Annotated in this window: 11 protein-coding genes and 1 pseudogene; 2 read left to right on the forward strand and 10 right to left on the reverse strand. The window is 35.4% G+C overall.

Going from position 1 to position 11521, the window contains the following annotated elements; all coding sequences use genetic code 11:
• Positions 1-31: 31 nt before the first annotated feature.
• From QUG14_RS03755 to QUG14_RS03770, 4 genes are all read right to left on the reverse strand, one after another.
• A complete protein-coding gene (locus QUG14_RS03755) occupies positions 32-607 on the reverse strand; it encodes a hypothetical protein (protein ID WP_289339206.1) in 576 nt (191 codons plus the stop codon).
• 254 nt (positions 608-861) lie between these two features.
• Positions 862-1605, reverse strand: coding sequence for an AAA domain-containing protein (locus QUG14_RS03760; protein WP_289339207.1), 744 nt, complete (start codon positions 1603-1605; stop codon positions 862-864).
• Positions 1606-1975: 370 nt separating this feature from the next.
• Complete coding sequence (locus QUG14_RS03765; protein ID WP_289339208.1) at positions 1976-2761, reverse strand: hypothetical protein; 786 nt, start codon at positions 2759-2761, stop codon at positions 1976-1978.
• Positions 2762-3063: 302 nt separating this feature from the next.
• Positions 3064-3384, reverse strand: coding sequence for a hypothetical protein (locus QUG14_RS03770; protein WP_289339209.1), 321 nt, complete (start codon positions 3382-3384; stop codon positions 3064-3066).
• Positions 3385-4125: 741 nt separating this feature from the next.
• Here QUG14_RS03770 and QUG14_RS03775 point away from each other — a divergent pair.
• A complete protein-coding gene (locus tag QUG14_RS03775; protein ID WP_289339210.1) occupies positions 4126-4278 on the forward strand; it encodes a hypothetical protein in 153 nt (50 codons plus the stop codon).
• A gap of 114 nt (positions 4279-4392) precedes the next feature.
• Here the strand turns inward: QUG14_RS03775 and QUG14_RS03780 are convergent, their stop codons facing one another.
• On the reverse strand, positions 4393-5157 hold the full coding sequence (locus QUG14_RS03780; RefSeq protein WP_289344063.1) for an undecaprenyl pyrophosphate synthase: 765 nt from the start codon (positions 5155-5157) through the stop codon (positions 4393-4395).
• Positions 5158-5198: 41 nt separating this feature from the next.
• A pseudogene (locus QUG14_RS29845) lies at positions 5199-5613 on the reverse strand (DUF2975 domain-containing protein).
• A gap of 255 nt (positions 5614-5868) precedes the next feature.
• Here QUG14_RS29845 and QUG14_RS03790 point away from each other — a divergent pair.
• Positions 5869-6756, forward strand: coding sequence for an RCC1 domain-containing protein (locus tag QUG14_RS03790; protein WP_289339211.1), 888 nt, complete (start codon positions 5869-5871; stop codon positions 6754-6756).
• Between the two features lie 367 nt (positions 6757-7123).
• Here the strand turns inward: QUG14_RS03790 and QUG14_RS03795 are convergent, their stop codons facing one another.
• The 4 genes from QUG14_RS03795 to QUG14_RS03810 form a co-directional block, all read right to left on the reverse strand.
• On the reverse strand, positions 7124-8893 hold the full coding sequence (locus QUG14_RS03795; RefSeq protein ID WP_289339212.1) for a DUF262 domain-containing protein: 1770 nt from the start codon (positions 8891-8893) through the stop codon (positions 7124-7126).
• A 111-nt stretch (positions 8894-9004) separates the two neighbouring features.
• On the reverse strand, positions 9005-9241 hold the full coding sequence (locus QUG14_RS03800; RefSeq protein ID WP_289339213.1) for an HTH-like domain-containing protein: 237 nt from the start codon (positions 9239-9241) through the stop codon (positions 9005-9007).
• A 621-nt stretch (positions 9242-9862) separates the two neighbouring features.
• Complete coding sequence (locus tag QUG14_RS03805) at positions 9863-10183, reverse strand: ribonuclease E inhibitor RraB (RefSeq protein WP_289339214.1); 321 nt, start codon at positions 10181-10183, stop codon at positions 9863-9865.
• A 582-nt stretch (positions 10184-10765) separates the two neighbouring features.
• On the reverse strand, positions 10766-11521 hold the full coding sequence (locus QUG14_RS03810; protein WP_289339215.1) for a DUF6339 family protein: 756 nt from the start codon (positions 11519-11521) through the stop codon (positions 10766-10768).

Genomic DNA, 11521 nt, shown 5'->3' on the forward strand with positions numbered 1-11521 from the left:
AAAAGAGATTCTAGAAATTCATTTTTTGGGTTCATTCCATTGAGTTTAATTCTTTTAGCATATGACTGGAATAAGTTTTACAAAATTCCATGACGGTTTCCACCATCACAACAGAAGCATATTCCATAAAGTTAATCGTAAATTCCCGGTTATTCGGATGTAGGAAAGTTCCAATAAAATCAATGACCATGTCGTTAACTAGCTTGCTATTACAGTAAACGAATTCACCATGTGTTACTTGCTCTTCCATCGTTGATCCTTTGTAGACAAGTTCCTTAAAACGAGGCATATTTTCAGCAAAGAAATTAGTTTCCTTTACTAGTTTAGGAACCTCTAACATGGCTTGTTGAAAGCTTTCTTGTGTCATAAACTTTTCTTCTTCCACACAGAACTTTAATAAAGAAAGGGCGCGGTTTGTGTTTTCGAATAGAAAGGTTACGTTTCTTAAAAGCGTATCTAGATAGTTTTCCGGTGATCCTGAGTTTTCTCTCATATCGACTAATACTTTTTTAAGGTTGTTGGAAAGCTCATCCTTTTTCCAATGGGGCTGGTTTATAACAGCACCTAAAACCCCTGCTGTATGTTTGTTTAACAGTTCTTTTGACAATACTTTTCTCTCCTATAAAATCAGATTACAATACTAATTCGACAAAATCCTAAGAGTTTCCTTTTAGTTACCGACACTTTTTAAGGAATCATTTCTTAGAGTGTGGTTGTTGAGTCATTTAAACTGTACGAATGGACATTATACGTGGAATAAAAATAGCCATCGATTTGATGGCTATTTTCGGCATTTCCAATTCCAAGTAATAAACTTAACCGTAACAACTATTACGTGGTTATCGTAAAAATTTCACCAATTTATTTTACAACATGCTCCAGTACACTTTCTCTTCTTAACATTTCCTTCACCAACTGATCAATTCTCTCAATCTCAGCAGAAGAATTCTTCCACCAGTTGCGGCTCCAGATTCTTTCGATTGTCCAGCCCCTGCTCTCAAGGAACCTTTGACGATAGACGTCTCTTTCCTTGGCATTTGCTGAACTATGATACATGGCTCCATCACATTCGATGCCCAAAATATATCTTGATGTATCATGAGGATGAACAATGGCCATGTCGATTCGGTATCCTGACATCCCTACTTGTGTAGTGACCTCATATCCCAGGGCTCTTAGTTGGTGATATACTTGCTCTTCAAACGGAGAATCAAAATGCAATTCTTTTTCCTGAACATGTGTATTTACATTTTCATTTATTTCTTGTACCACAGCGTTAATCTGGTCAACTTGTGAATTTGATACAGCCCTGACATATTTTAAATAGGCTTTTAGTAATTTCGGTCCCATTTGAGAAGTGTTAGCAACATTCAACTCCTCTGGTTCAATACTGGAAACAACAGTAATGCCTTCTTTTGCCCGAGTGACAGCAACATTGAGACGGTTTTCTCCGCCTTTTTGATTTAACATGCCGAAGCGGTTATAAACTTTACCTTCTTCATTTTTTGCATACGTAATGGAAAAGAGAATAATGTCTCTCTCATCGCCTTGCACATTTTCAATATGCTTAACGAAGACCCGTTCATCAAGATCTCTTGTTAACATTTGATTATAAACAGTGCTGAAGCTAAAAATGCAGTGGAATATCTTGACTCGTTAGATTACGAAAATCTAACTGGATTTAATAAGAAGAAAAAGGAGATAAGATTAATTCTCTTAAATTAGAATGCATCCCTTTTTAAATAAAGTCATAGCTATAAATTTATTATAGATTACTTTTAGCCTTATTTTTGAAGCAATGGATCCATGTTGTACCTCCTTGAATATAAGCAATCACAGGTCATTTCTACCATAAAAAACACTTAATCAAGATAATTACAAATATTAAATAGGAGACCCATTCCTTCAATTTCTTTAAAACTTACCACCCTTTCACTTTTAATAGAGCATTAGTTTTCTATCATTTTAAATGAGACTATCTTGTGATTCCTAAATCAACTTCAATAGCTGTCATGGCAGCAACCGCTTCTATCATGCTACTGTCAGCCATTTGTATATATGATTGCATTTTTTTAACTTTTTCAGGAGTTAAGTTGCCAGTATTAAATCCTTCTAGTGCTATATCTACTGCCATACTTCTGAATGAAAAAGCATCTGCCATCTTTGTTTCAAAAGTGTCTAATAATTTTTTATCCGCTTTATTCATTCCTTTTATTGGTTCTAATGCGATGAATCTTCCGCCTTCATAATTATCTTTAATTTTTTGCAAGTTATTATAAGCAGTGTAATAATCAGTGCTGCCGTTGCCAATAGCAGTCATTGTTGGTTGCCAAATCATATTCCAGTTATCATCATACACTTTAATGTGTTGATCAATTACAGGCATTATTTCTATCAAATATGCTTGCTTCACTTTTTCCTTTTTAGCTTCGGCTTCTGCCTTGGCGTTTGCTTCAGCTTTGGCTTTAGCTTCTGCCTCAGCTTTTTCGTTTGCTTCACGTGCTGCTAGTTGTTCGGGAGTCTCTTTCTCCACTACTTCTTGTTTATTAGGCTTTTCACTTCTTAAAGTGGTTCCCTTATCGTCCGAAGTGGTGCCTAATAAAATATTGCCAAGCACTATAACTGCAAAAGAAGCACCCATTAATTTAAAGTTTTTCTTTACTTTTCCATTCTTTTTAAAGAGTGAAACAAGTCCTAATATTGGAAACACAATAATACCTAATAATGATAAAAATAATAATATACCTGCGAATCCAGCCATGCTTTCCCCCTATCTTCTATCTGTATGCAATAATAAATTTGATTATAAGATATAGTGTATCTGCTACATTTGAAAGCATACCTACTCTTTAAGTAAAGGCAGAACTACTTCTTCAAGTATACTGTGTATTTAACAAAAAAAGTTGCATCGATGACAGCTTTGATTGACAAATGTAAGTACCTCTTTATTTAGAAATAAGTTTAGAATAACTTAGGCACTATAGAGTATAATAAAGTTCTATGTTCATTTATCTTTCTATCAATTTTTCAGATCATTTCTAACTTATCAAAATGAGTAGATCCTCATTTATTATTTAAATAATTGTAAACACACTTTTCGGTTTCTCTCTCAGTATCTTTCATACATTGATCCAACACGTTCATAGCTTCATCAAAATTCTCGAACCCCTCACCTGTCCATTCATCACTATAAACCCACTCATTATCATAGCTACCCCACACGACATCGTATTGTTCTTTTTTTATCTTAGGTTCTTCAACTCTCGGTTCAACTTCTTTAACATTTTGTTTAACGACTTGTTGAGGTTCAATATCTTTTGCGCCACAACCTACCAGCATGCAGATCGTTAAAATACCAATTAATGGAATGATAATTATTCGCATATAGTTAACCTCCTATGAATATCTTCCCCTTATCATCCTTTAAAATTCTTTAATTTCTTGCTAATCTACCTTGAAATGACCTTTTCCGTATTCTCAATAATCAGGCTTAAAAATGTATAAATATTAGTAATCTTACATCTTTTTTATAAGAACTAATCCTTAAGAATAAAAACAATGTCACATTCTTCACAACAAATTTATACACCTTCAATTTTGACCTCCATTATTTGGTCCGTTTGAGGAATATTCAAGTTTTTTAAGCAGCGACAAAAGAAGATGCAGTTGAGAGCTTAAAGGTAAATTACCCATATCTTAATGGAAGTGGATTTGATGAGGTGTGGGTTTACCAGTTAAAATCACAAAACCCTCATATCGCTAACTTAGGAATATATAAAGTTGACGATAATTTCGAAGACGATTTTGAAAGAGAAATGGTTCAAAAGATTACTGTTATTCTAATAGAAAACGGCTACAGTCGTATTACCTATGACTACAACCAAGAAAACTCACGAAAATTCGATGCTTCTTTAAATGTCCTTTATATAATATTAAAAATCCGAAGAGCCTAATGTTCTATCATCCCCAAAGCCAAGCAGAGGTTGAATCCATAGTTGAGGCAAAAAAAAAGAGCATGCAGCGGCTTTAGAAAATAACCAAACAGAACAATTATCCTACGGGAGAGGCACTAGCCTTGTAGAAGATTACACTCTATCAGCAAAGCAGATTGAGAATGCGCTGTCGTTGATTGAAAAAGTAAAAGATGAATTTGTATTGGCAATTGACCCTTCCCTTTTAACGATTAAAGACCTTAATAGATTGATTGCTTATAATCGCTATAAGAATAAAGGGACACTTGTTAATCTTGTGAAAAAGGGTGTTCTAGCTAGGAAATAGAAAAATTCCTTGGTTACGCTAACGAACCAAGGAATTTTTTTATTCTTATCTTTTGAACATAGGGCTACCACTTGTAGTCTTTTTATTTCTATATAATCTATCTGGTAGTAATTTTTATAACCCGCCATACCGTCTCTTTCGTAATCCGTACTCCTCAAGCGCCTGTATAAATTCCTTCTCGGAGAAATCTGGCCAAAGGACATCGGTAAACCAGAACTCGGTGTAGGCCAATTGCCAGGGCAAGTAATTACTCAAGCGTTTTTCGCCGCCAGTTCGAATAAGTAAGTCAGGGTCTGGTAAACCATCTGTATACAGATATTTTGAAAACGTCTGTTCATCCACTTCATGCATCGATAATTTCGCATCGTTTATATCTGTGAATAGTTCTTTCATGGCATTTAGAATCTCTTGTCTACCTCCATAATTTAGCGCAAAATTAAGCTGAAGACCGTTATTGTCTCGAGTACGGTCCACTGCATATTGGACGGCTTTCCGTGTATGTGCCGGAAGATGTTCGATATCGCCTATGGTCTCAATGCGTACATCATTCGCCATAAGTTCTGGCAAATAGATATGTAGAAATTCCTTAGGAAGTTTCAAGATGGTGTCGACCTCGGGCTTTGGACGTTTCCAGTTTTCCGTGGAAAATGTATAAAGGGTCAGAGCCTTTACCTTGTATTTGACTGCTGTCTTGACGATTTTTACGACGGTTGATATGCCTTCTTTGTGGCCAGCCATTCTGGGCATGCCGCGCTTTTGCGCCCAGCGTCCATTTCCGTCCATAATAATGGCGATATGATCCGGTATATTTTCTCCTGAAAAATCGACTGATTCTTCCGGATGTTTAATAGTAGAAAAAAAGGGTATTCTCATATTCATTCCACCTCCGAAGGTTGTTTTGCTCTTGTTACGTTCAAAAATCACAAATCATCACTTCTGTATTCTAAAATATCCCCTGGTTGACAATCCAAAGCTTTACAAATCGCTAGTAATGTTGAAAACCTAATCGCCTTCTCCTTTCCATTTTTCAAGATTGAAAGATTGGCAGCAGCGTAATTTTTGATCTTCTTCAAAGCTTTTACCGAAATTTCCGAGAAAGCTTTATTCTTGTCAATATAGCTTAAAAGTGTAAAAGCTTGATACAACGCAAAGTAAAAAGGAATCGCCGAAACGTACATAATCGTTAAAATACCATAAAGGACATAAGCCATTTCTGCACTACCTTCACCTGCATACTTATTGATTAAAGGAAAAAACAAATATACACAAAGAAAGAATGGGAATTCCTATAAGTATAAGAGCTATCTTTAAAAAGCTGGTTGATCCTCGTTTCATAAAAAACAGCTCTTTTATTTAGTGTCAAATTGAAATTTACCACAATATTTATTGATAATCAATAAATATTTATTTATAGTTATGTTTTGTTTATTGTTAAACAAATGAACTTATGATTATAAAATCGCTTGTGGAATGATTAGTAGAATTAGATAAGAATCGATTATCAGCAACCCTACATTTGACGAGCAACATTAGAGTTCCTTATACTTTACAGGTAATAGCAGAGTTGCTTCTATTTCAGGGAGGTAAATTATGAACGACAATTCTCCGAAAGATGCGGCGATAAAGGTGAAAATGTGGCCAAAAGATAGCATTGCGGCGGGTCCTCGTCATACCGTTGTGCAAAGATCTGACGGTACGGTTACGGCTGTGGGTGATAATCTTTATGGTCAATGTGATGTTAGCGGTTGGCATAATATAGTGGCGGTCGCGGCTGGCAATGTTCATATGGCAACGAATACTGGAAATGCTCATACCGTAGGACTTAGATCGGACGGTACCATGACGGCTGTAGGTTGGAATAAGCATAACCAATGCAATGTAAGCGAATGGCACGATATTGTTGCGATTGCTGCAGGCTGGCGCCGTACAGTTGGAGTTAAATCGGATGGCACCGTGGTGGCGGTGGGGCGAAATCATGAAGGACAATGCAATGTAGGCGAATGGTGTGATATAGTGGGTGTTGCGGCGGGTGACTGGCATACTGTCGGCCTTCAATCGGACGGTACCGTGTTGGCAACAGGTAATAATAGGTATGGTCAATGCAATGTAAGCGACTGGCACGACATGGTGGCGATTGCGGCGGGTTACCTTCATACCGTCGAGCTTAAATCGGATGGCACAGTGTCAGCTGCCGGTTCGAATAAGCATGGTCAATGCGATGTAAGCAAGTGGCGCGGCATGGTGGCGATTGCAGGGGGTAGTTATCATACAGTCGGACTAAAATCGGACGGAACCGTAGTGGCGGTGGGATTGAACAAGTATGGTCAATGCGATGTAAGCGGCTGGCGCGATATAGTGGCGATTGCGGCGGGTTGCGCTCATACCATCGGACTTCAATCGGATGGCACCTTGGTGGCTATTGGTGATAATGAATATAGGCAATGCGATGTAAGGGGATGGCGTGGCATCCAGTTGTAATCTGGGATGATGATTATGGTTTTAAATAAAAATAGGCAGAGGGTAAATATCTGCCTTGAGTAGTTTATGATGGTAAAGATGCCGAATTACTTAATAAACGTTACCTGAGATCCAGCTCGTTGGGTAGTAAAAATTACAAAAAGAGGAAGTGCCAGTTTTAGCCCTTTCCCAATACATATTTTATTAATAATACTTCCTTTGCAACTCTAGCCCTAATTTATAATTACCCGTAGCATTATGCAACTAACATGCAAATTCTTGGCGGTTCGCCCGTAGTACTGTTTTATCTCCTATCACACTCGTATTCATTGCCATGATAATTTTTTTATAAGTCTGCATTACAATTAGGTTAATTCAACCTATTCTCTTAAATTAAACCTTTTCTCTTTAACTCTTCAATCATCTTTAATTCTTCAACCGTTGGAATTGGAGATTGTTCATCTTGAACTGGAAGGTCAGATTGATTTAACCCCCAATCATTTAGTAAGATTAACAACTCGTCAGTAATCCGAATATCTCTTTCACGAATTTCGTTTAGTCCCCAATCATTATGCTGGTTAGAAAGGTCAAGTAAAAGCTGTACTTTTGATTTCTCATAACTTTCTTGTTTCTTTTTAAAGTATCCATTACTTGCAATAATGTTCAGCTTTTTCTCAAAAGGAATCTTATTCCCTATATGTTCCACTAACTCTTTTACCTCCCCATCAGAATTGCTTGGAAAATAACTTGATTGCCATTTCTGAGGGAGAATATGCTCTATTTCCCATTTCTCGGGAAGAAGTTCCTCCTGGCATTGATAAGCAAGAATCTTCAATATCATACGAACAGTATTACGGTGAGCCGTCTTAATCTTCCCTTTTAATTCCTGTTCATCTACTGTAGCAAAATCAAATATTGGCATAGACGATCTAATAATATCTGAGTTTAAATTCAAGATTCCTCGCTTTACAGCATTTATAGTCGGCGTAACTATATACCGTGCCGCCAAAACTGCGAGTAGTTTCTTGAGAAATTTCAAGAATAGTTCTTCAAAATCTTGCGAACCATGATATTTAAGATAATAAATGACTACTGGATACTTCCAAAATTCATTTGGATACGAAGATAACACATCAAGTACTTGTTTAACTTCAATATTTTTCGACCAGTCTTCATCTTCGATTTCTACACGATTATTAACTACAAGCCATAAGTTAAGCACCTTATTTAGGTTGTTCATCACGTCGCTCTTATATAACTGCTCAAAATTATTCCTTGAATAGTATTTCCTTATCCCTGGTGTCGTTGTATTTCTATCGTTTTCTAACGCTCTCAAATAAAACATATAATAATAAAACAATTTTTGAATACTTTCATTCGCATTTGTAGCTTCATCATCAAGTTGTTGCCACTGTTCAATAAAAACTGCTTTCCCTTCAGCATCCAAATGATTATAGATCTTTGCTTTAAAAATATCTGCATCGGATAAAGCTAGTCCTCTATCGTTCAGAGTTGAGAAGATTGTTAACGCCGTATCTTGTGAATCTGCTGTAATTGGTAATAAAATCGCTTTGTTCAAAACATTTCGGATGAACCAGAAAAACAACTCTGGCTCATTTGTAGCATATTTCTCTATTAGCCCTGTAAATAATTTGTAGTTTAACGAATAATTATCTTTCGCACCTTCTTCAATAGTGCCACTGATAAGAATTTCGGCGAAAGTTTCATTCCCTTCATCCCTCATCACCCTAGATTCAATAAGCGTTTTTTCATAATCAACCTCAGCAGTTAATTCATCCTGTTCCCACAATGCCGATTCAATTTGTCCCTTAAAATTTTTCACTTCTTTTGTTTCTGTCATCGAACTAAGTTTTGAGTAAAGTGCACGAAGCAATAAAAACAAAGAAGTGATGCGCTGTTGACCATCAATAATTTCCTGTTCATCGTTCTCATTTTCGTAAGAAACAATCGTTCCCAGAAAATAAGTGCTTTCATTATCATTTTCCGTGTACTCTATTAAGTCATCAAAGAGCGTTTGAATTTGTTCGTCAGACCACGCATATGGACGTTGATATTCAGGGATAATGAATTTATTAACTTTGCCTGTTTCTAATAATTGTTTGACACTTTGTTTGTTCACTTCAATTGTTGTAGCCATTGTCTATTCTCCGTTCTGTACTTTGTATTTTGCATTTAGCTATTCTTTGAATACATCCATTATTTTATCGACATTACTTTCGATAGAGTTTTCACGAATTTGTAGACACCTTCAAAGTTCATGATCCTGAGGCACTACATACTTAGACAACTTAATTTCATTACTCACTTCAGTTGCATATGACGGTTTTATACCTGATAAACGAACAATTTCAGTAGCTTTATAGTTATTTCTTAAAATACACTCTGCATATTTTACCCCAAATAAATGAACTTTTGCTACTTGATCCCCCTCTGGAGCATTAGAGTACATTTCATTCAATATCCTAGATAAATCATTTAGATTCATCTAAAGAAGCTCTCCTTTATAGTAAAATTTTATACTACTTTTTTCGCTATAGGAACAAAAAACCCCTTTAAGGGCATTGTTAAATATCAAAATATACTATAAAAAGGAGAAGAGAAATCATCATCAGACAATTTCTCTTCTCCTTTTGTTGGGTACCGGTCTACAACTTGTTTATTCAATTGAATCTGTATCGTATCAATTTTCCTGTATTGAAACTTGGACTAGCTAAAACCTTACTAATAGTTTAACATCATATTTGCCTTTTTGCTAAAATTATCGAATAAGCGTTCTGTTTTTAAAAACCTCATTTACTTATAATACAGTTGATCCCAATTAATTACAAACAATCTTTCTCCACAATCATGGCCCGATTGTGGAAGACTGATCTTATTGAAAATCAATCAATGTGGATAACAACTATAACATTTTTGTTTCTCAATACTATGTTTTCTATCCTTTATCACCAGAAGATTTGAAGTGGTAAACAACCTGTCATTCTTCGGTAAACTTTTTGTCACTAATTGGTAAAAACTATGTCAAAGTTGGTACATTTCATTGGCTGTAATCACCTACATTCTCCGTAAAAACGTCGAAATCATCTTTTTGATTCCCTCAATCAATTTATTCTACAAAAACGCCCCAACCGTCAGAATAACCACCATGTGGTTTACTTAGGTTATTTAATTTATTCTGTATTTTAATTAATTCATTATAATTTAATAACATTCTTTTAGAGCAACAACATGCCCACTCTTCAGTTTCGTCGTCTTGCTCTAAGAAACAATTGAATCCTTCTTCCTCTAGTACTTTCGATAATTCTTCACCTGTTGCTTTATCAGGCACAGCCACAAAAAAGTCTACTGATTGTTGTTTTTTAAAATCTAATCCATCTTTATATAGACTATGTAAAGCATCTCCATCAGCATCATTTGGAAATTTCATTGGTTTTTCCTCCATATTCTAGTACATTTATTGTTTTCATTATAATTCACTTATATCTATTCGACTAATCATAAATTTTTATTGTACAAAAAGGTATAAAGTCTATGTGTTTACCCCATTAATAACAAAAAAGGATAGCCACGCTAATGACCAAAATAGGAAACAATTTCATTAAATAGGGTAAACGGCTATTTCTATCGCATATGTGTTGTATTGTAAATGTATTTGAGAACCAAGCTCTTTAGTATCTCTATTCAGGAAAATCATTCATTGAACTGAAGCTTATTTTATGCGAACGCAGCAGTGCAAATAATTAGCGCCATCAATACACAGGGTAGGTTCATATAGTTTTAAAGAGAACAGTGCCGACCACAAACCGTCCCCATGGTCTTATTCTGGATAAAAACTAAGGGTACGCTTATTAATCTGGTAAAAAAAGGTGTTTTAAAGAAAAGGAATTGATTTGCTTAAATTAAACCCCCGTTCCAATAAGGGACGGGGTATTAATATTATAGAATATCGTCTAACATCCTCTTCTGGATTAATTAAACCTTCTTCATTTTATCATTGGAAAACAAACTATTATACTTCGACTTCCAAGGAATAATATTTGGCCAAATACTGATCGATCATATTTTCCACTTCATCAGTCGAAAGCATATCTAAAATCATTGCCCCGCCAACAACATTCAAATATTTATTTGCCTGAACAAAGTGATCTCGTTTAATCTGAATTCCTCTTTTTTCAAGCTTAATAATTGATTTTAGAATACCCCTGGTAATATTGCGGTTAGATGTAAAATTACTTGAAAAGAAAACAATACATCTTGCAGAGAAATCTTTTTCAGTAAAGAAGTCCGTTAACCAATACGGATTACTAGTATTAGATTCATCATAGGTCATATATCCTACCCACCACAATCTAGCTAGAATGTGTACAAATAACGAGCGTTTATTTCCGTTTTTAAAGAAAATGGCTGTGTTGATTCGCTGATCCTTTTTATCTTGTAATTCACTTTTTAAGCGATAGTAAGTGAAATCTCTAAATTGTAAATGTGCTAATCCTGACCAAAGTTTTTCTTGTGTTGCTTGAGATACGGTTAAATGTTTCAGAGCATCATAAATGACTTTAACATTTTCTCGATCACTAAAAGCATAGTCTTCATGGTAGTTAAATTCTGGCATTTCAAAGTCAATTTTGGATTCAACTACTCGATCCTCTTCACGAAAATAATTGTCAAACCAAACGTTATCTTTTGTATAGTAATGTTCTTTATATGAATCATAATTCGTCCGTAAATCCATTAGAGTCTCATCTGTAATGAATGATAATTTCAC

Origin of the sequence: Neobacillus sp. CF12 (assembly GCF_030348765.1) — a bacterium.
Taxonomy (GTDB): Bacteria; Bacillota; Bacilli; order Bacillales; family Cytobacillaceae; genus Neobacillus.

What these genes read in the sequence shown, in the direction of transcription:
- QUG14_RS03760 (WP_289339207.1), bottom strand. Translation starts at nt 1,605, where the DNA reads ATGTTAACAAGAGATCTTGATGAACGGGTCTTCGTTAAGCATATTGAA.
- QUG14_RS03765 (WP_289339208.1), bottom strand. Translation starts at nt 2,761, where the DNA reads ATGGCTGGATTCGCAGGTATATTATTATTTTTATCATTATTAGGTATT.
- QUG14_RS03770 (WP_289339209.1), bottom strand. Translation starts at nt 3,384, where the DNA reads ATGCGAATAATTATCATTCCATTAATTGGTATTTTAACGATCTGCATG.
- QUG14_RS03780 (WP_289344063.1), bottom strand. Translation starts at nt 5,157, where the DNA reads ATGAATATGAGAATACCCTTTTTTTCTACTATTAAACATCCGGAAGAA.
- QUG14_RS03790 (WP_289339211.1), top strand. Translation starts at nt 5,869, where the DNA reads ATGAACGACAATTCTCCGAAAGATGCGGCGATAAAGGTGAAAATGTGG.
- QUG14_RS03795 (WP_289339212.1), bottom strand. Translation starts at nt 8,893, where the DNA reads ATGGCTACAACAATTGAAGTGAACAAACAAAGTGTCAAACAATTATTA.
- QUG14_RS03800 (WP_289339213.1), bottom strand. Translation starts at nt 9,241, where the DNA reads ATGAATCTAAATGATTTATCTAGGATATTGAATGAAATGTACTCTAAT.
- QUG14_RS03805 (WP_289339214.1), bottom strand. Translation starts at nt 10,183, where the DNA reads ATGAAATTTCCAAATGATGCTGATGGAGATGCTTTACATAGTCTATAT.